The sequence below is a fragment of the Roseibium sp. LAB1 genome, assembly GCF_054658235.1.
In genome coordinates this window covers 1,656,164-1,678,613 of the sequence record NZ_BAAGIB010000002.1, presented here as the reverse complement: position 1 = coordinate 1,678,613, position 22,450 = coordinate 1,656,164, and the positions used below count along the sequence as shown (strand labels likewise).

General features: G+C 59.0%; 16 protein-coding genes. 11 read left to right on the top strand and 5 right to left on the bottom strand.

Annotation, left to right across the window (positions count from 1 at the left end):
- Positions 1-26: 26 nt before the first annotated feature.
- Positions 27-2,783 carry an EAL domain-containing protein gene (locus ACYQ54_RS17685; RefSeq protein ID WP_460084652.1) on the bottom strand — a complete coding sequence of 919 codons (2,757 nt, stop codon included), beginning with the start codon at positions 2,781-2,783 and terminating at the stop codon, positions 27-29.
- 494 nt (positions 2,784-3,277) lie between these two features.
- Between ACYQ54_RS17685 and dapB the strand changes: the two genes are divergently transcribed.
- Together dapB and ACYQ54_RS17675 are read left to right on the top strand one after the other, a co-directional pair.
- The gene (dapB, locus tag ACYQ54_RS17680; RefSeq protein WP_460084867.1) at positions 3,278-4,081 is read left to right on the top strand and encodes a 4-hydroxy-tetrahydrodipicolinate reductase; all 804 of its coding nucleotides are present in this window, start codon (positions 3,278-3,280) and stop codon (positions 4,079-4,081) included.
- Between the two features lie 29 nt (positions 4,082-4,110).
- Entirely contained in the window at positions 4,111-4,731 is a 621-nt protein-coding gene (locus ACYQ54_RS17675; RefSeq protein WP_460084650.1) for a 2,3-bisphosphoglycerate-dependent phosphoglycerate mutase, read from the top strand.
- 210 nt (positions 4,732-4,941) lie between these two features.
- Here ACYQ54_RS17675 and ACYQ54_RS17670 read toward each other — a convergent pair whose 3' ends face one another.
- On the bottom strand, positions 4,942-5,766 hold the full coding sequence (locus tag ACYQ54_RS17670) for a helix-turn-helix domain-containing protein (RefSeq protein ID WP_460084648.1): 825 nt from the start codon (positions 5,764-5,766) through the stop codon (positions 4,942-4,944).
- Positions 5,767-5,921: 155 nt separating this feature from the next.
- Between ACYQ54_RS17670 and ACYQ54_RS17665 the strand changes: the two genes are divergently transcribed.
- Together ACYQ54_RS17665 and ACYQ54_RS17660 are read left to right on the top strand one after the other, a co-directional pair.
- Entirely contained in the window at positions 5,922-7,655 is a 1,734-nt protein-coding gene (locus tag ACYQ54_RS17665) for a UGSC family (seleno)protein (RefSeq protein WP_460084645.1), read from the top strand.
- Between the two features lie 112 nt (positions 7,656-7,767).
- On the top strand, positions 7,768-9,318 hold the full coding sequence (locus tag ACYQ54_RS17660) for a class I adenylate-forming enzyme family protein (RefSeq protein ID WP_460084642.1): 1,551 nt from the start codon (positions 7,768-7,770) through the stop codon (positions 9,316-9,318).
- 49 nt (positions 9,319-9,367) lie between these two features.
- Here the strand turns inward: ACYQ54_RS17660 and ACYQ54_RS17655 are convergent, their stop codons facing one another.
- Genes ACYQ54_RS17655 through ACYQ54_RS17645 form a run of 3 tightly spaced genes read right to left on the bottom strand, consistent with a single transcriptional unit; the run spans position 9,368 to position 12,067 of the window.
- On the bottom strand, positions 9,368-10,369 hold the full coding sequence (locus tag ACYQ54_RS17655; protein ID WP_460084639.1) for an adenosine kinase: 1,002 nt from the start codon (positions 10,367-10,369) through the stop codon (positions 9,368-9,370).
- Between the two features lie 31 nt (positions 10,370-10,400).
- Positions 10,401-11,291 (bottom strand): prephenate dehydratase, encoded by an 891-nt coding sequence (locus ACYQ54_RS17650; RefSeq protein ID WP_460084636.1) that lies wholly within the window; start codon positions 11,289-11,291, stop codon positions 10,401-10,403.
- Between the two features lie 29 nt (positions 11,292-11,320).
- The gene (locus ACYQ54_RS17645; RefSeq protein WP_460084633.1) at positions 11,321-12,067 is read right to left on the bottom strand and encodes a 3-deoxy-manno-octulosonate cytidylyltransferase; all 747 of its coding nucleotides are present in this window, start codon (positions 12,065-12,067) and stop codon (positions 11,321-11,323) included.
- 185 nt (positions 12,068-12,252) lie between these two features.
- Between ACYQ54_RS17645 and ACYQ54_RS17640 the strand changes: the two genes are divergently transcribed.
- The 7 genes from ACYQ54_RS17640 (at position 12,253) to ACYQ54_RS17610 (ending at position 22,384) form a co-directional block, all read left to right on the top strand.
- Positions 12,253-12,804: a c-type cytochrome gene (locus ACYQ54_RS17640; protein ID WP_460084630.1), complete on the top strand. Its 552-nt coding sequence runs from the start codon at positions 12,253-12,255 to the stop codon at positions 12,802-12,804.
- Positions 12,805-12,962: 158 nt separating this feature from the next.
- Entirely contained in the window at positions 12,963-14,384 is a 1,422-nt protein-coding gene (locus tag ACYQ54_RS17635) for a diguanylate cyclase (protein WP_460084627.1), read from the top strand.
- Positions 14,385-14,494: 110 nt separating this feature from the next.
- Positions 14,495-16,375 (top strand): extracellular solute-binding protein, encoded by a 1,881-nt coding sequence (locus ACYQ54_RS17630; protein ID WP_460084624.1) that lies wholly within the window; start codon positions 14,495-14,497, stop codon positions 16,373-16,375.
- Positions 16,372-18,267 carry an extracellular solute-binding protein gene (locus tag ACYQ54_RS17625; protein ID WP_460084622.1) on the top strand — a complete coding sequence of 632 codons (1,896 nt, stop codon included), beginning with the start codon at positions 16,372-16,374 and terminating at the stop codon, positions 18,265-18,267. Before ACYQ54_RS17630 ends, ACYQ54_RS17625 begins: the two co-directional genes overlap by 4 nt.
- A 63-nt stretch (positions 18,268-18,330) precedes the next feature.
- Complete coding sequence (locus ACYQ54_RS17620; protein WP_022999057.1) at positions 18,331-19,455, top strand: microcin C ABC transporter permease YejB; 1,125 nt, start codon at positions 18,331-18,333, stop codon at positions 19,453-19,455.
- Positions 19,456-19,458: 3 nt separating this feature from the next.
- Positions 19,459-20,742 (top strand): ABC transporter permease, encoded by a 1,284-nt coding sequence (locus ACYQ54_RS17615; protein ID WP_460084619.1) that lies wholly within the window; start codon positions 19,459-19,461, stop codon positions 20,740-20,742.
- A gap of 10 nt (positions 20,743-20,752) precedes the next feature.
- Complete coding sequence (locus ACYQ54_RS17610; RefSeq protein WP_460084616.1) at positions 20,753-22,384, top strand: ABC transporter ATP-binding protein; 1,632 nt, start codon at positions 20,753-20,755, stop codon at positions 22,382-22,384.
- The last annotated feature ends 66 nt before the right edge of the window (positions 22,385-22,450 follow it).

Below are 22,450 nucleotides of genomic sequence, written 5' to 3'. Positions count from 1 at the left end.
TTGTTTGTCTGCGTGTGGGAGGCGCGTCAGCCCGCGCGCGCCGCGACCGAATTGACGCCATTCATGTTGGCAAGATACCGATGGAAATCGACGCCGGTGAGTGGGCGGGCGAAACTGTAGCCCTGGATCAGCGAGCAGCCGAAGGAATGGATCAGTTCGCACTGCTCGCGCGTTTCCGCCCCTTCGCAAACCACCTCGATATGCAGCGAGGCAGCCATGGAAATGATGGCCTGCACCAGAGCCTGGCCATCCTTGTCCCGTTCCATGCCCATGATGAAGGTCCGGTCGATCTTGAGAGTATCGATCGGCAGGCGTTTCAGATAGCTCAGGGACGAATAGCCGGTGCCGAAATCGTCCAGCGAGATCTTGATGCCAAGCTTGCTGATGGCTTCCAGCACTTCGACCGGGTTGATGCGCTGGTCATCGAACATCACGCTCTCGGTAACTTCGAGCTGCAGGCGGGTGGGGTCCATTCCGGTTTCGCCGAGAATTTCTTCCAGCCGCGGCAGGAAATCCGCATCCCGGCATTGGCGTGGTGAAATGTTGACGCTGATGCCGTCGAGCTGCAGGCCGTTGCGGTTGCAGGACTGGAAGAACTTGCAAGCCTCGCGCAGCACTTGTTCGCCAAGCGGTACGATGAGCCCGCACTCCTCTGCGACCTTGATGAATTCCGCCGGGGGGACGACGCCCAGCTTGGGATCGGTCCAGCGCGCCAGGGTTTCGCAGCTTACGACGCGATTTTTTTCATAATCCACGATCGGCTGGAAATTCAGATGCAGCTCGCCCTTTTCGACAGCTTGCCGGAGGCCGACCTCGATCTGGCTGGCACGGGCGGCCTGTTCGTTCATGCGGGTGGCGAAGAACCGGTAGCTCGCGCCGCTGTCGGACTTGGCCTGCAGCATGCTGGTGTCGGCCTGCATCAGCAGCGCCTCGTCGTCTGTTCCGTCATGCGGACAAACGGCAATGCCGAGGCTGCCTGCAAGCACAGCTTGATTGTCGTCCTCCAGGTCGATCGGCTCCCCAACCGCCTTCAGTACGTCACGGGCCGTCTGCTCGATCTGCCAGCGGTCTTCAGGGTTCGACAGGATGATGGCAAATTCGTCGCCGCCCATACGGGCAACCGTCTGGTCCGGGCCAAGGGTCTGGGTCAGACGCGTGGCGATGGTTTCGATCACCTTGTCCCCGGCCTTGGGGCCGTAGGTTTCGTTCACGGTCTTGAACCGGTCGAGGTCGAGGATCATCAGGGCTGTCAGATCGCCCATATGCTTGCCGCGCTGAATAGCCTGGCGCAGTCTGTCCATGAACAGGCGCCGGTTCGGTAGGCCGGTCAGAATGTCGAAATTGGCATTCTTGGTCGCCAGTTCTTCCTGGCGTTTGCGCTCGCTGATATCGGTGATGGTGGCGTAATAGGCGCGTTCACCGCGCCATTCCGTCAGGCGCACATGCTGTTCCAGCCAGATCGGCCCGCCATCCTTGCGGATGCCCTTGACCTCATAGGCGCGAGGTGCGCCGCTGCCGTTTTCGCGCATGTTGTAATAGCTGCGCAGCCGACTGTGCTCCTCAGGCGCGTAGATCACCAGAGTGGGGGAATCGACCAGCTGTTTCGGCTCACCGGGCTCATAGCCGCACATTTGCAGCAGGGCGTCGTTCACATACAAGATGCGATGATTGGCGTGAACGAGCACACCGTGCATCGACCCGTCGATCATGTCCTTGAACTGGGCATCCCGGTTGCGCACGGATTCAAAGGCCGCCTGAAACATGGTGGCCAACTTGTTGAACTCGAATATCAGCCCGGGTGGCGGGGGCGAGACAACCCTGTCTTGCCGCAGGCTCATTGCATATTTCAGCAGACTGCCCAGGCTGGAGGAGGTAATGCGATTGACCAGCAGCGCGGCACCGATTGCCAGAATGGCTGTATAGAGCAGGAACGGCGTGAACAGCTGGCTGTAGGTATCCTCAACCTTTTGAAGCGTGTCGACGGGTTGCTTGATCACCGCGGCAAGCATATGGCCGTCCAGTCCCTGCATCAGTGGCGCAAAAATGAACAGATTTGCACCGTCGAGCGCATAATTGACCTCGTCTGGTGACGCATAGAGCCGTTCGGGAAGTACTTCCGTGGTCAGATCGCCAAGGCCCGCGACCACTTGGTCATCGTGATAGAAAGCCAGGTCTTCCACCCGCAGGGTCTTGGAGAGGACACCCGGCATCGAGAATGAATCGGTAACGGTGGTGCCGCCATAGATCTTGCCGAGCACCTGGCCGGTCGCGGGATCAAGAACCAGAACCGAGAGGGCCGTGGTGATCTGGATGGGATCAGAGTCGTGGTCCGCATAAGTCACCCAGATGTCGGGTGGCATGGCCGTGCGCACGTTCACCGGCAACTGATGGGTCAGGTCGATCAGGCCGAGACTGCCGTTGACCCAGCTGTCCTCCCCAGGGCGATCGATCAGGAGGATGTCCAGAACGGCACTGGTCATGCCTTCCGAGGCCTGTTCGACGATCTCCTTGGCGGCGTCCTTGTTGTTGTCCAGCAGGGCTTGCCGGATGTCCGGATGCGACGCGACCGCGCGGATCTGCGTTTCGAGCTTGTCCAGGTGTTGTGTGAAGACGAGCCGGGCGAGCGTGGCTTTGGATTTTGCCGTGCGGGCAATTTCGTGTTCGGCAATCGACAGACTGCCAAGATAGGTGATCCAGAAGAGTGCGATCGCCGTTGCGATAAGGCCGAACGCGAACAGGGCCATGACGAGGCGGCTGAAAGGAATGGAAAATTTGGCCTTCAACGAAGCACTCCTGGACAGGCGGGTGTCATCTGACAGGCAAACGTAAAGTGACGGGAAGCAAAGCGGAGCGGGGTCCTTCTGGTCTGGGGCGACGGGCCACTGCTGATCCTGCAAGAGCAGAGCGCCCGACGGCCGGTGCAAGACAGGCTGTAACGAACCAACGGGTACATAAGCACAGTAACATGAAATCTTGGCCCTGTTTTGCAATTGTAAGAAAAATCAATTGCGGATTTAAACGTACTTGCATGAGGTTTACCTTTGGTGAATTGAAAAGATGAAAATATTACAATCGTATTGTTAATTTAACTTGCCGTTCACCAATAAAAATGATGGATAAGTATAGTAATATTTGACAATTGCCGTTCCTGTTCCGCATCGAACGCGCTCTCTGTGAACAGGCGTTTGCCTCCCCCGGCGAAACTGGTATATCCCCAGCGGGACATGATCAGGGGCCGATTGCCCCGTGCGGAAGACGGAGCCACTTGATGGGGCAGATGCGCTTGGTAGTCGTTGGGGCCGGTGGCCGGATGGGCCGAGCCTTGACGCGCGCGGTCACGGACACACCGGGTGCCACCGTTGTTGCTGCGATCGAACGCGAGGGCTCCGAGTTTCTGGGCAAGGACGTCGGCGATCTGGCGGGAACCGGGCCCTTGGGCGTTCCTGTCACCGACGATCCGCTGACGGCCTTCGCCGCGTCGGATGGTGTTCTTGATTTCACGGCGCCTGCGGCAAGCCTCTGGTTTGCGGAACTGGCCGCGCAGGCCCGCATCGTTCACGTGATCGGCACGACCGGATGGGCGGAGGGGCAGGATGAACCTCTGCAGGCGGCCGCACGCCACGCACGAATCGTCAAATCCGGAAACATGAGCCTTGGTGTCAATCTTCTGGCGAGCCTGGTGCGGAAAGCGGCGGCTGCGCTCGATGCGGATTTCGACATCGAGGTTCTGGAAATGCATCACAGGCACAAGGTCGATGCTCCCTCGGGAACAGCACTCCTGCTGGGGCAGGCCGCCGCCGATGGCCGGGGGCTCGATCTGGCAGCCCATTCGGTCCGCTCGCGCGACGGCATCATGGATCCCCGCAGGACAGGCGATATCGGCTTTGCAACGCTGCGGGGCGGATCGGTCATCGGTGAGCATTCCGTGATTTTTGCCGGCGAAGGCGAGCGCATCGAACTCACCCACCGGGCAGAGGACCGGCAGCTGTTTGCCCGCGGGGCCGTCAAGGCGGCGCTATGGGGATTTGACCAGAAACCCGGATTTTATTCGATGGCCGACGTCCTCGGCCTCGAGTCTTGAAGATATGCATTTAGCTTGAGGAGAATGGCATGGACCGCCTTCTTGTGCTTGTCCGTCACGGACAAAGCGACTGGAATTTGAAGAACCTGTTCACTGGCTGGAAAAACCCGGACCTGACCGAGCAGGGCGTGGCGGAGGCCCACAAGGCTGGCGAGCAGCTCAGGGACCTGAAACTGTCCTTCGACATTGCGTTCACCTCGGATCTGTCGCGGGCGCAGAAGACGCTGGACATCATCCTGGAGGAACTTGGCCAGACCGGCCTCGAAACATTCAAGGACAAGGCTCTGAACGAGCGTGACTACGGCGACATCACCGGCATGAACAAGGACGAGGCGCGTGAGAAGTTCGGCGAAGAGCAGGTCCATATCTGGCGCCGCTCCTTTGACGTCCCGCCTCCCGGCGGCGAAAGCCTGAAGATGACCGCCGAGCGTGTTCTGCCTTACTACAAGTCGGAAATCCTGCCGCGCGTTCTGGCCGGTAGCCGCACGATTGTGGCCGCACACGGCAACTCGCTGCGCTCGCTGATCATGGATCTGGAAAACCTGTCACCGGAGGAGATCCTGAAGCGTGAACTGGGCACCGGAACGCCGATCATCTATCGCCTGGATGAAAACGGCGGTGTCGTCAGCGTTCAGGATCTTGCCGACTGAGGTCAGCTCTCCTTCAGATCCGGAATGAGCGCCATGGCCTGGCTCGGTCGGCGACATCGCTCCCAACGCCTTTCGGATTGCTGAGAAAATCATGTCCCGCTTCCTTCTTGTAGGAGCGGGACATTTTTTTGGTGTGGCGGGCAGGAAGCTGCCAAGGCAGCACGGATGTTCGGTGGGGCGTCAGGAAAAAGGCCGGGTGGCGATGTCCGTCTAAATGCCAAGCAGGGCAAGGTGGGTGCGTCTGTAAAATCCAGGTGTCAGCCCGGTCAGACGCTTGAAGGCACGAGACAGGTGTGCCTGATCAGAAAAACCCGTTGCGTAGGCTACATCCGCAACTTTTTCGCCGCGCGACAGCATGCTTTGAGCCTTGCGAAGGCGGTATTGAAGATGCCAGGCATGGGGAGGAAGGCCTTTATGCCGGGTAAAGCATCGGACAAGGCGGAACTGATCTATGCCGGCAACAGCTTCGAGGTCTGTCAGGCTGACATTCTGATCCGGCCGAGACGCAAGAAACGCCTTGCAGTCTTCAACGGCCCGCCATTCGGTACCGGTCTTGACCTGCGTCGGAGTTACGCTGGCATGGGATTCAAGAAACCGGGCCAGAACTGCAATCATTGCCTCTTCCTGTTCAAGCAACGCTGCCTCACCGAAGAGGTCGAACAGCACTGCAAGCCCACTGCTTAGCGCCTCATTCCTGATAACGGTCTCGCAAAAGAACTGTGCGTGCCGCCAGCCCGTGAGTTTTTCAATAAGCCCGGTCGGGATTGTGATTGTCCGATAGCACCAGCCACCGTCATCCGCCGGCTCACCGGCGTGGACTTCGTTAGGCGGCACCGCGACGAGCACACCACGTCCGCCCAGATGGGTCTCCCCCCGGTATCGGATGCGTTGCGTGCCATCATGCACCAACGAAAGCATCAGGCCGTCATGGCTGTGTCTGGGGAACCTGTGATTCTGGAAACGTCCAAACACAATTTCCGCGCCGCCCAGATCGTTGAGACGGAGGCCTTTCGGTATGTCATCTACCAGTTCCATGACTGTAGTTGTTCGGCTGTTTGACTTTGAATCAAGCACATTCTTGAACTTTGCTGACTATATTTTTCAAAGCCTGTGTTTTGCCAAGAACGTTCAAGAAACAAGGTTGTTGCCACGTCATTCTGACCGCTGAATTACAAAGCTGGAACAGTATGATGAACCAAGTTACTCCTGCGCACACATCAGTTTATGCAACACTCTGGCCTGGGGGAGAGACAGCGGTACCAACCTTCTCTCCCGCAAAACGGCCCAAAAACCTTGATGGTCTGACGGTCGCATTCGTCTGGGACTATGTCTTTCGCGGCGACGAAATCTTTCCGATCCTGCAAGAGGCGCTGACGGAAGCCTTCCCGGCGATGAAATTTGTCAGCTACGACAGGTTCGGCAATACCTTTGGTGGTGACGAACACGGTGTTCTGAAACGGCTGCCGGACAACTTGGCAGCCAATGGTATCGATGTCGCCATTTCCGGGGTCGGCTGTTGCGGGGCCTGTACACCGGCCGTCATTCGCGCAAGCGCCGCGATAGAACGCGCCGGAATTCCGACGGCCTCGCTTGTCTGCCAGGGGTTTGTCGCCCAGGCTCACGCAATTTCTCCCGGCCAGGGCTGTGCCGCCTTGCCGGTCGCAACACTGCTTGGTCATGTCGACAGCCTGTCGAAGGATGGACTGCGGGCAACGGTGCTTGAACATACGCTGCCGCTTGTCATCCGCTGCTTGACGGAAGCCCCGGTAGCGCAGGGCGTCGACACCGCCAGCTTTGCTCCGCAGGCGATTGTTGCAACCGGTACCTTCGAGGAGATCAACAGCCAATACGAAGAAAAGGGGTGGTCTGACGGACTTCCGATCGTTCCGCCAACCTTGTCCAAGGTCAGGGCGTTTCTGGACCACACATCTTGTGAGCCTGATCGGCAAATTGGCGTTCTTCAACCCTCCGGCTCCGCCGCGACGGTCTGGAATGTTGCAGTGAATGGGGTTCTGGCGGGATGCCGGCCCCAGGACATGCCCATTCTGGTCGCCATTGCCGAAGTGCTTGCCGATCCTGGCTACGGCGTCGAACACAGCGGTGACACGACCGGCGGTGACGCCCTGATCATTCTCAATGGACCGATCCTTGAGCAGATGGGTTTCAACTTTGAAAACGGAGCGATGCGTGACGGCTGCCAGGCCAACAGCTCAGTAGGGCGCTTTTTGCGGCTGTTCCTGCGCAATGTCGGCGGGTTGCGCCCGGGTGCTGGAGACAAATGCACATTTGGTCATCCCGCACGCATTGCCCTGGTCGAGCACGAAGCCGAGCTTGCCAAGCTTGGCTGGCAAAGCTTTGCCGAACAGCGTGGCTATGAGGCAGGAACCAATCTTGTCACGATCGGCCGTTTCACGGGCGATACAGTTGTTGGTTCGGTCTATGGCCGGGACCCCGATCAGATTGCCCAGTATCTGGCAGACGGGCTGATCCGCCAGTCCGGCTGGGAACTGATTTTTACGGTCGGGCTCGCTCCCGGAACGCATCGCCCGCTCGTCGCGATCAGTCCGATGATCGCAAAAACGCTGGCCAGGGCGGGTGTCGACCGGAAAGGGTTGCAAGGTCTCCTGTTCAAATACGCCCGCATTCCCGCCTGGAAAATGGAGACCTATGTCGGCGCCTACACCAATCTCGTTCCCGGCAGGCGGACGTTGAACGCGCTTCATGCTGAAGGTTTGGCGTCTGCACAATTTGCGCTGTCGGACGACCCTGACCGGTTGGTGCCTATCGTCGAGCGACCGGAAGATATCCTTCTGGTGGTGTCGGGCGATCCGTTTCGCTCGAATGCGATCGTATTTGGCAGCAATGGCCTTCACGGCTTTCCAACCAGCCGCGAATTTCACCTGAAGAGCGACCCGGTCGCTTGAGTGCCCGTCGGGCACCGGCAACACGGTGTCCGACCAACCTCCTGCGTCGTCATGAGCCATTCAAAGGCAGACAGGTCCACAGCAGTCAGTGCGACCTGCCAGGGAGACCGACATGCTTGATCACATAGGACAAATTCCCGCCGATGCTGCGCAACGATATGCCGGAAAGCAGGCGTTGGTATTCAAGGACAGAACGTTCAGCTACGCAGAACTCTACGGTTGCATCGAGGCTGTTGCCGGTGGTTTGAACGAACTAGGCATCGCCCAAGGCGATACCGTCACTCTCTATGCCGGCAATTCGTGGGAATGGGTCGTGAGCTATTATGCCATCGCCCGTCTTGGAGCGGTCATCAATCCGATCAACACGATGCTGACACCGAACGAGGTCGAATATGTCGTAAAGGACTGCAATTCCAAGGCAATCCTGTCGTCTCCGGACAAAGTCGCGTCAATCGCGCATGTGACAGGCGTGTCAGATGTGAAAGTGATCGTTGCGCTGGGAGACGAGCCCGTTGAAGGGGCCGTTTCTTTCAATAGCCTGATTGCATCCCGGCACCGCGCGCCTCCCTTGCAGGACGTCGACCCGACTGCCTTGGCAGCCATTGCGTACACCTCCGGAACGACGGGACGGCCGAAAGGAGCTATGCAATCTCACCGCGCGATTATCTTGAACAGTGCGATGACCAGCCAGATGCATATGCGGTCCGCGGTTGACACCGTCGTCAGTGCCTTGCCCTGTCCCCATGTCTACGGCAACGTTTTGATGAACGGGATGATGCTACGTGGCACGCAATTGATCCTGCACGAGAAATTCGATGCATCCGCAGTTTTGGCGGACATCGCCAAGTACAGGGCAACCGTGTTTGACGGCGTGCCGGCCATGTATATGTACATGCTGAATTGCCCAGACCTGGCAAGGACCGACCTCTCCAGTCTGACCAGATGTTATGTAGGTGGCCAGACGATGCCGGTCGCGGTTATGGAAGCAGTTGAGGCTGCGTTCAAAGTTCCGTTGATCGAGCTTTGGGGTATGACGGAAATCGCAGGACTTGGCGCAACACATCCGTGGCTCGGCAAGAACAGGCATGGTTTCATCGGCTGCGCGCTGCCTTACTGCGAGTTGCGGATTGCTGATCCGGAAAACGCAGCCTGCACCTTGCCGCATGGCGAAGTCGGCGAACTTATGGTGCGTGGCCCGATCGTGATGACCGGCTACTTTGGCGATCCCGACAAGACCCGCGAAACGCTCGAACCCGATGGCTGGCTGCACACCGGAGATCTGGGAACGATGGATCAGGATGGCTGTGTCAGTATCGTGGATCGCAAGAAGGACATGATCCTGACCGGAGGATACAACGTCTATCCTGCCGAGATCGAACGTGTACTGGCTGCCCATCCGGACGTCGCCCTGGCTGCGGTCGGCAAACAGGCTGACGAGATAAAGGGTGAAATAGCAAAAGCCTACATCGTGCTGAAAGATGGAGCGAGCGTCACAGAAGAGGACATCATCGCGTTTTGCCGGATCTCGCTCGCTGCCTACAAATGCCCACGTAAAGTCCAGTTCGTAAAAGACGTGCCGAAAACAAGCACAGGCAAAATCATGCGCCGCGAACTTCACGCGCTGGATGATGCCGTGGTGGAGCCTGCAGGGACCTCAATCTGAAATGAAAAGGGCGGCCAGAAGGCCGCCCCGAAAGTCTCTCAAGGAACCGTCAGATCACAAAGCCGCTCTGGGCGGCAATGTTCTTCAATGCCCGCTCCGGACGAGCACCGACATGGCTGATGACGCTTGCAGCGCACAGGCAGCCAAGTTCGGTTGCTTCCGTGAGCTTGTAGTCGCGGGCAAGGCCGAACAGGAACCCGGAGGCGAACAGATCGCCGGCTCCGGTCAGGTCGACCACGTTGTCAACCGTCTGGGCTGGCACCTTGACGGTCTCCTCACGGCTGATAGCCATTGCGCCTTCCTTGCCAAGCGTCAGGGCTGTCAACGCGCCGGAATCCCGGGCAGCATTCACTGCGCTGTCCAGATCCGACGTCTCGTAGAGGGCCTTCAGCTCGTGTTCGTTCGCGAACATCAGATCGACGACGCCGTCTGTGAGCAGGGCCTGGAACTCGCTGCGGTAACGGTCGACACAGAACGAGTCGGACAGGGTGATCGCCACCTGACGTCCGTTCGCATGGGCGATTTCAGCCGCCTTCAGGAAGGCTTTTTTCGCTTCTGCCGGATCCCAGAGATACCCTTCCATGTAGGTAACCGCGGCCGCGGCGACGACTTCCTCGTCAACATCGGCCGTACCGAATTCGGTACAGGCGCCCAGGTAGGTGTTCATGGTGCGCTCGCCATCCGGCGTGATCAGGATCATCGAGCGGGCGGTCGGCTTGCCTTCGTGCAGGCGCGGCGTGTTGAAATAGACGCCGGTGCCGTTCATGTCGTGATAATAGCTGTCGCCCAGCTCATCCTCGGCCACCTTGCCGAAATAGGCAGGGCGTCCGCCGAGCGAGGCGATGCCCGCGGCGGTGTTGCCGGCACTGCCGCCCGAAACGCGGACGGTCTGGCCCATCCTGTCGAACAGGCGCACCGCCTCGTCCGTGTCGATCAGGCGCATGGAGCCTTTCACGAGGTTTTCCTCAAGCAGGAAATCCTCCTCGACATGGGCGAAGACGTCGCAAATGGCATTGCCGATGCACAGGGCATCAAATCTTGTTTCAGTCATGAGTTCCTCTGGTGATGTCGGGCAGCCGGCATTACGAATGGGGATTCGGCCTGAGAGCACGGTTGGATTCCGGCTCCCTGATCTTGTCCCTGAACGGGCTCGCCCGGTAGACGCCGAGCATGTTCAGCTCGGCACAGAAGAAGGCCAGTTCCTCGAGCGCCAGGGCCACCTTCGGATCGTCCGGATGGCCTTCGACGTCCGCATAGAACATCGACGCGAAAAACTGTCCTTCAAGCTGATAGGATTCCAGCTTCGTCATGTTGACCCCGTTGGTCGCAAAACCTCCCAGTGCCTTGTAAAGCGCGGCGGGAACGTTGCGGACCCGGAAGATGAAGGTCGTGATGACCGGCTGGCCGTTATGCGCGGCCTCCATCTTGTCGCGCGAGAGAATAACGAAGCGGGTCGTGTTGTGCGCCTCATCCTCCACATCCCGGCGCAGGATGTCCAGACCATAGATTTCCGCCGCCATTTCCGGCGCAAGGGCCCCGACGCTCGGATCGCCCAGCTCGGCGATCTGCCGGGCAGAGCCAGCGGTGTCGCCGCCGACGACCGCCGTCAGACCGAGTTCGCGAATCACGTTCCGGCATTGTCCCAGCGCGTGGACATGGCTTTGCACCTTTTTCAGGTCTTCCAGCTTTGTGCCCTTGACCGCCATGAGCTGGAACCGTATCGGCATGAAATACTCGCCGATGATGTGCAGGTCCGATTTCGGCAACAGGTGGTGGATATCCGCGACGCGGCCGGCGACGGAGTTTTCAATCGGGATCATGGCCAGATCGGCCGACCCGTCGGCCATGGCCGAAAAGCAGTCCTCGAAGGTGGCGCAGGGGATGGCTTCGTAGTCGGGATAGACGCTCCGGCAGGCCATGTGCGAATTGGCACCGGTTTCTCCCTGGAACACGATTCTTTTTCTGTCGGTCATATGTCTTTCCGCCTTTCGGCAGTCTTTCGTCAGTTTGTCTGATAGGCCGCCCGGGCTCTTTCCAGATCTTCGGGTGTGTTCACGTCCATCGGCGCGCTGTCGATGACGGAGGCATCAATCCGCATGCCCGCTTCAAGGGCCCGCAACTGTTCCAGTTTTTCGCGCTGTTCCAGTGGCGAAGGCGGCAGTTCGACGAATTTCGCCAGGGCTGCCCTGCGGTAGGCATAGATGCCGATATGGTGGTAGTACGGGCCGTCACCGTGCGGGGCGACGGCCCTGGTAAAGTAGAGCGCGCGATGATGACCGTGGCCGTTCGGCGTGGTGACTGCCTTGACGAAATTCGGGTCGTCCCGGAAGGCTGTGTTCGTAAATTCGGTCATGATGGTCCCGAGGTCGACTTCCGCAATGCTGAGCGGAGCGAAGGCGGCGCGGATTGCCTCCGGTGCGATCAGGGGCACATCGCCCTGTACATTCAGGATGACATCGTGCTTCCCGTCCGGGTCGATCAGCCTGGCCGCCTCGTGAATGCGGTCGGAACCGGAGGCGTGGTCGACCCGCGTCATCACGGCCTCGCCGCCGTGATCCTGAACCGCTTCGAAAATGTCCTTGTCGTCACAGGCAACGGCCACCGGACCGATATCCGCGTTGCGGGCCTGTTCCAGAACACGCACGATCATGGGTTTTCCGCAAATGTCTGCAAGAGGTTTGCGAGGCAGGCGGGTGGCTGCGAGGCGGGCCGGAATAATCACAAGAGCAGCAGTCAATCGGGTCTCCATGGGGCCTGACGGGCGGAAGAAATGCAAAAAAACACGGGCCGCGTCCGTTTGTCGTATCAGATGCCCTTTTAAAGCTATGGACAGCAAGGTCAAAAAATTTGTAGGTTCCGGCAAATTTCGAAAAGCTGATAGGGTTCGCAGCGCCGCTGCGGGCCCGGACGCGTATGAGCTTGGAGCCGGAGAGAATGGATTCCTTCACGCTGAACAAGGCCGCAGGTGCGGTACTGATGGTTCTGATTCTGACTATGGGTGTCGGCATTGTCTCCGACATCATCTTCCATCCGACGATTCCGGGTAAGCCGGGCTATGAGATCGTCGTGGCGTCCGCAGAGGATAGCACCTCTGAAGTGGGCGCTGTTCCGGAAGTCGTTCCGATCTCCGAGCGCCTGATCGAAGCCTCTGCTGAAGACGGGGCCAAAGTGGCCAAGAAATGCGCCGCCTGCCATGACTTCACGCAAGGCGGGGCGAACAAGGTCGGCCCGGCACTTTGGGATGTGGTTGGCCGCAAGCCCGGTTCCCACGAAGGTTTCGGCTATTCCTCCGCGATGACCGCATTCGGCGAAGCGAATGCCGAGTGGACCTACGAAGAACTGGATCACTTCCTGGAATCGCCGAAGAACTTCATCTCCGGCACCACGATGGGCTTTGCCGGTCTGCGTAAGCCGGAAGACCGGGCAAACATTATTGCCTATCTGCGCGAGCAGGCCGAAACACCTGCACCGCTGCCGACCGAGTAAATCCTCGTCGTCGTTGCAGACGTGACAAGAACTGTAGAGAAGCCGGGTTAACTACCCGGCTTTTTTATTTGATTTATATGAAAAATTAACAAATCTTACGCTACGTAGTATTGTTGAAAAATGGACTGAGGTCGGGCAAGGACCCTATGGGCATCAACTTGACGAGGAATTTATTTTCTAAGTCGAATGGAACGTGGGCCGCTTCCATTGTTGCCGCCGTCTGTTTTCTGGCCGGCATTGCCGTCACTGCCCATGTCGGACAGTTGGTCCGCAATGAACTCGTTTCCCAGCACAAGCGACAGGCCGTCTCCTTCCTGTCGGAAGCGCGCGCTCGTCTGGAAGGCGAAATCAACCGCACGGTGGCCCATGGGCTCGGAATCCGGGCCTATGTGTCGCAATTTGTGGAACACCCCTTCGACATGGAGGACTACCGCGCGATCAGTGCCGAACTGATCGAGGAAAATCCGTCTATTCGGTCCATCGGTCTGGCCCCCAACAACATTCTGCGCGCGGTCTATCCCCTGGAACCCAACCAGGCGGCGCTGGGCCTGAATTACCGCATGAACACCGCCCAGTGGCCTGCGATCCGGCAGGCCATGATAACGCGTGAAGTCGTCATTGCCGGTCCGCTGGAGCTTGTGCAGGGTGGCCGGGCACTTCTGATCCGCATTCCCATCTTCCCTGCAAGCTTCGTTGGCCAGCCGCTGAAGGAGCGCAGCTACTGGGGTGTCGCCACGCTGGTGCTGGACGAAGAAGGCATGATGTCGACGGCCGGTATCAAGGATGTCATCAACGGCATCCGCATCGGCCTTGTGAACAGAAGCGCCGTTGCGGCCAACAACATGATCTTCGGCAGCCCGTCCCTGCTGGAAAAGGATCATGTCTCACTGCCGTTGCACCTGCCAGGTGGACTTGACTGGGCGCTTGTCGGCATGCCGGAGACCGGCTGGTCAAGCACCGGCAATCAGGTCTGGATCACTCAGCTTGTCGGCAGTCTCATCTCGCTCGTGTTCGGTGCGATGGCGTTTCTGCTGATCAGCGAGGTCTACAAGGTCCGCTCCATGGCGCTGCACGACCCGCTGACCGGGCTGGCGAACCGGCGCCTGCTGGAAGACCGCATGCACCAGCTTGCTGCCATGTGCGAACGCAGCGGCGCAGGGTTTGAGATTTTTTATGTCGACCTTGATGCCTTCAAACCGGTCAACGACAATTACGGCCACGCCGTCGGCGACCAGCTTCTGATCGAAGTCGGACAAAGGCTGCAGAATCAGATTCGCCAGACCGATACCGTGGCCCGGGTCGGCGGCGACGAGTTCATCGTTCTGACGCCGGGCAACATGCGACGCCAGGAAAGGGACACCTTTCTCAAGCGTCTGGGTGAACGCGTCACCCAGGTTTTCGAGTATTCGGGCGCCCGCCTCGATGTGCAGGCCAGTATTGGCACGGCAAGCTATCCGGGCGATGCCGCTACTGTGGAAGATTTGCTTAGGGTTGCTGACGGACGAATGTACGCGCAAAAGGCAAAGTCCAAGAGAAATTCTCCGGATATTTCCGAAAATGGCCTCCCTCAGGCAGGTTAAATTTCTGTCATCTCGACAGCCAGCAGGTGACGCAGGGCTAACAGGTCCCTACACTGTTTCTCTGAACCCGTTGATTTGGGTTCAGGAACCGGAAAGGGACGGAGAAGCCGATGGTGTTCAGATGGCGTACAGGGAAACGAACCGCCGCAGGGCTTGTTCTGGCAAGCGTGGTGGCGATATCAGGGGTCGACTCTGGACCGGCCAGCGCGGACGGGCCGGAATGGCATCATGCCGCTGCCCTCAACGGAACACCCAAGTATGGCGCTGACGTCACCCATTTCGACTATGTGAATCCGGACGCCCCGAAGGGCGGCACGGTCCGTCTTGCCGCCAGCGGTGGTTTCGACACGTTCAACATCCTGGCGCAGAAGGGCAACATCGCTCCAGGCATCCTGAATATCTACGAGAGCCTGATGGAGCCGTCTCTGGACGAGGAGGACATCAGCGCTCAATACGGCGTTCTGGCCGAAGCTGTCCGGTTCCCCGACGACTACTCCTGGGTCGAATACCGTCTCAATCCGGATGCAAAATGGCATGACGGCGAGCCGGTTACCGCGGAAGACGTCATCTGGTCCTTCGAAAAGTCGATCGAGCTCGATCCGCAACGCAAGTACTACTTCCAGAACGTCCAGAAATCCGAGATCGTCGGTGACCACACCGTGCGTTTCACATTCGACGTAAGCGGAAATCGTGAGCTGCCCAAGATCATGGGCCAATTGACCGTCCTGCCCAAACACTGGTGGGAAGGGACAAATGACAAGGGGGAGCCGCGTGACATCTCCCGCACCACGCTCGAACCGCCGCTCGGTTCCAGCGCCTACAGGATCAAGGAGTTCTCTCCCAACCGTCAGGTCATCTACGAGCGTGTTCCGGATTACTGGGGCAAGGATCTTCCGATCCGGGTCGGCACAGACAATTTCGATGAAATTCGCTACATCTCCTTCCTGGACGATTCCGTCCAGTTCGAAGCGTTCAAGGGCGACCAGTACGACTTCCACACCGAGCGCAGTTCAAGCCAGTGGGCCAAGCGCTACGACTTCCCTGCCATCAGGGATGGCCGGGTGGTGAAGGAGATCTTCCCCGACAAGTCCAGCGGCGTCATGCAGGGCTTTTTCCTGAACATGCGCCGGGAGAAATTCCAGAACCCGGATGTGCGTCAGGCACTGAACTATGCCTACGATTTCGAGACCACCAACGAGATCGTCTCCGCCAATCTTCTCAAACGCGTCAATTCCTATTTCGCCGGGACGGAACTGGCGTCCAGCGGCCTGCCGGAGGGCAAGGAGCTGGAGATATTGGAAGAGGTGCGGGACATGGTACCGCCCGAGGTTTTCACGGAGGAATACAAGAATCCTGTTGGCGGCAATCCGCAAAACGTCCGCGCCAACCTGCGAGAGGCGGTCAAGCTGCTGCGCAAGGCCGGGTACGAGCTGAAGGACCGCAAGATGGTCGATTCGAAAACCGGTGAACAGCTCAGCATCGAATTTCTCTATCGCGACAAGGCGAGCGAACGCACCCTCCTGCCTTATGCGCAGAACCTGGAAAACATCGGCATCAAGCCGGTCCTGCGGCTGGTCGACACGTCGCAATTCATCAACCGCGTTCGCAGCCGCGATTTCGATACGGTGGTGCTGGCAATCGGCCAGTCCCTGTCACCCGGAAACGAGCAGCGGGAATACTGGGGGTCTGCATCCGCCGACAACGAAAGTTCGGCCAACTATGCCGGCATCAAGAACCCGGCAATCGACAAGCTGATTGACAAGGTCATTTTCGCGAAGGACCGGGAAACCCTGGTGGCAGCCACCCACGCGCTCGACCGTGTGTTGCTGTGGAACCATTACGTGGTGCCGCAATTCTATTCCGACGAAACCCGCACGGCGCGCTGGAACCGCTTCGGACATCCCGAAAAGATGCCCGAATACAGCACCGGGTTCCCGACAATCTGGTGGTATGACAAAGAGCTGGCCGCCAAGACGGGGGCAGCGCGATGAGTGACCACGCGATGGCCTCCCGCCGACGTTTCCTGCAAATGAGCAGTGCCGCGGCGTTCATGTCTGCGGCGCCCTGGCCGGTGTCCACGGCCCTTGCTTCTTCAACCACGTATCCAGATGGGCCCGTACACGGACTTTCCGTTTTCGGCGATCTGAAATACGGGCCGGACTTCACCCAGTTCGACTATGTCAACCGGCTGGCACCCAAGGGTGGTACCTTCTCGTTTCAGGCACCCTACTGGTTCTACAACCAGAATGTCCTTACATATAACACCTTCAACGCCTTCATCCTGAAAGGCGACGCGCCACCGCGCATGGAGCTGTGTTTCGACACCTTGATGGTGCGGGCCTATGACGAGCCGGACGCGGTTTACGGCCTTGTCGCCGAAACGGTCAAGGTGTCGGAAGACGGCAACGTTTTCACGTTCAATCTCAGGCCGGAAGCAAAGTTTCACGACGGCTCCAAACTGACCGCCGAGGACGTCGCCTTTTCGCTGCTGCTTCTGAAGGCCGACGGACACCCCATGCTCAGCCAGCCGCTGTCTTCATTGAAGGACGTGGTCATTCTGGACGACTACAAGGTCGCACTGCAGTTCGACGGCTCCCAGTCGCGCAATCTGCCGCTCGTCGTTGCGGCGGACTATCCGATCTTTTCCAAGCGTTACTACACCGCCTACGATTTCAAGCAGTCGACCCTGACACCACCCCTGTCCTCCGGTCCCTACAAGGTCGGCAAACATGCCGTCGGCCATTATGTCGAATACCATCAGGTCGAAAATTACTGGGCGAAGGATCTCCCGGTCAGAGTGGGGCAATGCAATTTCAAGGTTATCCGGGTGGAGTTCTACCGCGAACGCCAGACGGCTTTTGAAGCCTTCAAGAAGGGCAAGACCTTCTACCGCGAGGAATTCACGTCGAAGAACTGGGCGACCGAATACAATTTTCCGGCAATTGAAGAAGGCAAGGTCGTGCGCCACGAGTTTCCCGATGGCCGTCCCTCGGGTGCGCAAGGCTGGTTCATCAACACCCGGCTCGACAAGTTCAAGGACCCCCGTGTGCGGGAGGCGCTGGGCTATGCTTTCGACTTCGAATGGTCGAACCAGAACCTGTTTTACGGGCTCTATACGAGAACCCAGTCCTTCTTCGAAAATTCAGACATGAAGGCGGAGGGCAAACCCTCTGCCGCGGAACTGGCGTTGCTCGACCCCTTCCGCGACCAGTTGCCGGAAGCGGTCTTCGGGGAAGCGGTGATGCAGCCTGTCAGCGACGGCTCGGGCTATGACCGCAAACTTTTGAAACGGGCAAGCGATCTTCTGGCCGAAGCCGGGTTCACCCGCAAGGGAACGGATCTGGTTGGGCCGGACGGCAAGCCGCTGACGATCGAGTTCCTGAACAACACCTCCGCGTTTGAGCGTATCGTCAATCCGATGATCAAGAACCTGGAACGGCTTGGCATAAAGGCCAGTCTGCGCATCGTCGATCCGGCGCAATATGAATCCCGTCTCAACGACTATGACTTCGACATTGCCAGCCGCAGGTTGAGCCTGTCGCCAACGCTGTCCGATACCATTCGTGAAATGTGGGGATCGAAGGCGGCGTCAATTCCCGGCACCTACAACACGTCCGGAATCTCCAGCCCGGTTGTCGACGCGCTGATCGACAAGGCCATCGCGGCAAAAACCCGCGAGGAAATGACCACCGCAGCCCGGGCCCTGGACCGGGTGTTGCGTGCCGGGCATTACTGGATCCCGCAATGGTTCAAGAACGTCCACACTGTTGCCATCTGGGATGTCTACGGCTTTCCGGAAGAAACGCCGCGCTACTTCTTCCCCGTTGAAGAACTGTGGTGGATAGACAAGGAAAAGGCGGAAAAACTCGGTAAAGCCGGGTAATATTTCCAGTGAAACCTCCGGCCCGCTTCAGAAGGCCAAGACAAAAGGGACTGCACACACTCCATGGGTGCCTACATCCTCCGTCGTTTGCTGCTGATGATACCGACGCTGGTCGGGATCATGGCCATCAACTTCGTCATCATCCAGTTTGCGCCAGGCGGTCCGGTCGAGCGGGTCATTGCCCAGTTGCAAGGAACGGACGTTTCGGCGACATCGCGCATCAGCGGTGGTGGCAGTGACATGCTGGGAGGTGGCAACGACGCCTCCGGTGGCAGTGGTGGCGCAACTGCAGACTCGGCCAGTTCGAAATATCGCGGTGCCCAGGGACTCGACCCGGAATTCATCAAGGAGTTGGAAGCTCAGTTCGGTTTCGACAAGCCGCCCCTGGAGCGCTTCTTGAAGATGCTGGGCGACTATGCCCGCTTCGATTTCGGCGAAAGTTACTTCCGTGACATCAAGATCATCGATCTGATCGCCGAAAAACTGCCTGTCTCGATCTCTCTCGGCCTCTGGATGACGCTGATTTCCTATGCGGTGTCCATCCCGCTCGGTATTCGCAAGGCCGTGTCGGACGGGTCCAGGTTCGATGTCTGGACGTCCGGTGTCATCGTGGTGGCCTATGCGATCCCCGGCTTTCTCTTCGCGGTTCTGCTGATCGTGCTTTTTGCCGGCGGGTCCTTCTGGGACATCTTTCCCTTGCGGGGACTTGTGTCGGACAATTGGGAGCAACTTTCCTGGCCGGCCCGGATTGCTGACTATTTCTGGCACCTTGCCCTGCCTCTGACGGCCATGGCCCTGTCCGCATTCGCCACAACCACGCTTTTGACCAAGAACTCGTTCCTGGATGAAATTCGCAAGCAATACGTGATCACGGCCCGGGCAAAGGGACTGACGGAAAGCCAGGTGCTTTACGGTCATGTGTTCCGCAACGCCATGCTGATCGTGGTGGCCGGCTTCCCGGGAGCGTTCATCTCGTCCTTCTTTGCCGGCTCGCTCCTCATCGAGACGATCTTCTCTCTCGACGGTCTCGGATTGCTCAGTTTTGAATCGGTGATCAACCGCGACTACGCGGTTGTTTTCGCAACCCTCTACATCTTTTCGCTCATGGGACTTCTGGTGAACCTCATCTCCGATCTCACCTACACCTGGATCGATCCGCGGATCGACTTCGAAAGCAGGGAGGTCTGATCGATGGTTGGCGACTCTGGCAGCGATGCAGGAACCACGAGCCACGATGCCGGCGTTGGCGGGCATGAGACTGGCGGGCGTGAAAGTGGCGGATATGAAGCCGAAAGCCGCGAGCGGGTCCAGGCGGCCTACTTTGACGCGGTGGTAACGGACGATCGTGAGGCTTTTCTTGTTCCCGGACACGCTCCCAAGTCCCGCCTGTCGCCGATCAACCAGCGGCGGCTTGCGAACTTCAAGGCCAATCGCCGGGGATACTGGTCGCTCTGGATCTTCCTGGTGCTGTTCGTCATGGCCATGCTGGCCGAATTCCTGACCAACGACCGTCCGATCCTCGTCTCCTACAAAGGCGAGTTGCTGGCACCGGTCTTTGTCGATTACCCGGAAGAAAAATTCGGCGGGTTCCTGGCAGTCACAGACTATCGTGACCCGTTCATCCAGGAAGAGATCAACGCCAACGGCTGGATGATGTGGCCGCCGGTGCGCTATTCGTATCGCTCGGTCAACAACGACATACCGGTTCCGGCACCCGCACCACCGTCCTGGACGATGGACAAGGAAAAGCGCTGCTCGCGCTATCCTCTCGGCGCGGAAGATCCCAATTGCGTCATCGGCAACTGGAACTGGCTCGGTACGGACGATCAGGGCCGTGATGTGCTCGCGCGCCTTGTCTACGGCTTCCGCATTTCCGTTCTGTTCGGTCTGGCGCTGACGCTGGCCTCTTCCGTCATCGGCATCGCGGCTGGTGCCGTGCAGGGTTACTATGGCGGCTGGACCGATCTCCTGTTCCAGCGCTTCATCGAGATCTGGACGGCGGTACCGACGCTTTACCTCATCCTGATCGTGTCGTCGTTCCTGGTGCCCGGTTTCTGGACCCTGTTCACCATCCTGCTCGCGTTTTCCTGGGTGGCGCTTGTCGGCGTCGTGCGCGCGGAATTCCTGCGGGGCCGGAACCTGGAATATATTTCCGCGGCACGGGCGCTTGGCGTTTCCAATCCGGTGATCATGTGGCGGCACCTGCTTCCCAACGCCATGGTGGCGACACTCACCTTCATGCCGTTCATTCTCAATGGCTCGATTTCCACCCTGACAGCGCTGGACTTTCTCGGCTTCGGCCTGCCTCCAGGGTCGGCGTCCCTTGGTGAATTGCTGGCGCAGGGCAAGAACAACCTTCAGGCACCCTGGCTCGGAATTACCGGCTTCATCGTCATTTCGCTGATGCTGAGCCTGCTGATCTTCATCGGCGAGGCCGTGCGCGACGCGTTCGATCCGCGCAAGAGCCTGGGGTGAGGAAAACAAGATGACAAAAGACACCCTCCTGTCCGTTGAAGATCTCTCCGTCGCCTTTGCCCAGGGCGGCAGGAAGAACCTCGCCGTCGATCGGGTCTCCTTCGACATCAAGAAGGGCGAAACCGTCGCGCTGGTGGGCGAAAGCGGCTCCGGCAAGTCGGTGACCGCCCAGTCGGTCCTGCGTCTTCTGCCATATCCCGCCGCCTCACACCCTTCCGGCCGGATCCTGATGAACGGTCAGGATCTTCTTGCGGTCAAGGAAGCCGAAATGCGCAAGGTGCGTGGCAACGGGATCTCCATGATCTTCCAGGAACCCATGACCTCGCTCAATCCGTTGCACTCGGTGGAAAAGCAGGTTTCGGAAATCCTGAAGATCCATGGCGGCATGAGCGAAACCAAAGCGCGTGAGCGCGTGCTCGAACTGCTCAACCAGGTGGGTATCCACGAGCCGGAAAAACGCCTCAACTCCTATCCGCACCAGCTGTCCGGCGGGCAGCGCCAGCGCGTTATGATCGCCATGGCGCTGGCCAACGAACCGGACCTGCTGATTGCGGACGAACCGACGACAGCACTCGACGTGACGGTTCAGGCGCAGATCCTTGAGCTGCTGAAGGACCTGCAGCGCCGGCTCGGCATGGCGATGCTGTTTATCACCCATGATCTTGGCATCGTGCGCAAGTTCGCGGACCGTGTCTGCGTGATGACCAAGGGCAAGATCGTCGAACAGGGGCCGGTTGCCGATATCTTCGACCGGCCCCAGCACGCCTACACCAAACATCTTCTCACGGCTGAGCCCAAAGGCGAGCCGCCGGCAACGGACAAAAGCAGGCCGATCGTCGTGCAGGCTGACGACCTGAAGGTGTGGTTCCCGGTCAAGCGCGGCCTCCTGCGCAAGACCGTCGATCACATCAAGGCGGTCGACGGTATCGATATGGAAGTGCGCCAGGGCCAGACACTCGGGATCGTCGGCGAAAGCGGATCGGGCAAGACGACGCTCGGCCTTGCGATCCTGCGCATGATTTCCTCAACCGGACGGATCGTGTTCAACGGCAATGAAATCCAGAAGAATTCCTGGAAGGAAATGCGGCCGTTGCGGCGGGACATGCAGATTGTCTTTCAGGATCCCTTCGGTGCGCTGAGCCCGCGCATGTCGGTAGCCGACATTGTCGGCGAGGGCCTGCAAGTGCATTTCCCCGGCATTTCCGCCGATGAGCGCGACCGCAAGGTGGCAAAGGCTCTGGAGGAAGTCGGCCTCGACGCTGCCACCCGTCATCGCTATCCGCATGAATTCTCCGGTGGTCAGCGTCAGCGCATCTCCATCGCCCGGGCCATGGTTCTGGAGCCGAAATTCGTGATGCTGGACGAGCCGACATCGGCTCTCGACATGAGTGTCCAGGCCCAGGTGGTCGACCTGTTGCGCGATTTGCAGAAAGCGCACGGACTGGCCTACCTGTTCATTTCCCACGACTTGAAAGTCGTCCGGGCTCTGGCCAACGAGGTCATCGTCATGCGTCAGGGCAAGGTTGTGGAGCAGGGATCTTCCGAACAGATCTTCGATGCCCCTCAAACGGACTACACCAAGGCCCTGATGGCCGCCGCCTTCCGCCTGGAAGCGGCACCGGAAGGTGTGGTCAACGCCTAGTCGGTCCGGGCGACGCGGAAGGACAGGTCCTTCCGCTCCATCCTCAGCTGGGCGACAACCCGAGTC

Coding starts and splice junctions, on each gene's coding strand:
- dapB (WP_460084867.1), top strand. CDS start 3,278: ATGCGCTTGGTAGTCGTTGGGGCCGGTGGCCGGATGGGCCGAGCCTTG.
- ACYQ54_RS17675 (WP_460084650.1), top strand. CDS start 4,111: ATGGACCGCCTTCTTGTGCTTGTCCGTCACGGACAAAGCGACTGGAAT.
- ACYQ54_RS17670 (WP_460084648.1), bottom strand. CDS start 5,766: ATGGAACTGGTAGATGACATACCGAAAGGCCTCCGTCTCAACGATCTG.
- ACYQ54_RS17665 (WP_460084645.1), top strand. CDS start 5,922: ATGAACCAAGTTACTCCTGCGCACACATCAGTTTATGCAACACTCTGG.
- ACYQ54_RS17660 (WP_460084642.1), top strand. CDS start 7,768: ATGCTTGATCACATAGGACAAATTCCCGCCGATGCTGCGCAACGATAT.
- ACYQ54_RS17655 (WP_460084639.1), bottom strand. CDS start 10,369: ATGACTGAAACAAGATTTGATGCCCTGTGCATCGGCAATGCCATTTGC.
- ACYQ54_RS17650 (WP_460084636.1), bottom strand. CDS start 11,291: ATGACCGACAGAAAAAGAATCGTGTTCCAGGGAGAAACCGGTGCCAAT.
- ACYQ54_RS17645 (WP_460084633.1), bottom strand. CDS start 12,067: ATGGAGACCCGATTGACTGCTGCTCTTGTGATTATTCCGGCCCGCCTC.
- ACYQ54_RS17640 (WP_460084630.1), top strand. CDS start 12,253: ATGGATTCCTTCACGCTGAACAAGGCCGCAGGTGCGGTACTGATGGTT.
- ACYQ54_RS17630 (WP_460084624.1), top strand. CDS start 14,495: ATGGTGTTCAGATGGCGTACAGGGAAACGAACCGCCGCAGGGCTTGTT.
- ACYQ54_RS17625 (WP_460084622.1), top strand. CDS start 16,372: ATGAGTGACCACGCGATGGCCTCCCGCCGACGTTTCCTGCAAATGAGC.
- ACYQ54_RS17620 (WP_022999057.1), top strand. CDS start 18,331: ATGGGTGCCTACATCCTCCGTCGTTTGCTGCTGATGATACCGACGCTG.
- ACYQ54_RS17615 (WP_460084619.1), top strand. CDS start 19,459: ATGGTTGGCGACTCTGGCAGCGATGCAGGAACCACGAGCCACGATGCC.
- ACYQ54_RS17610 (WP_460084616.1), top strand. CDS start 20,753: ATGACAAAAGACACCCTCCTGTCCGTTGAAGATCTCTCCGTCGCCTTT.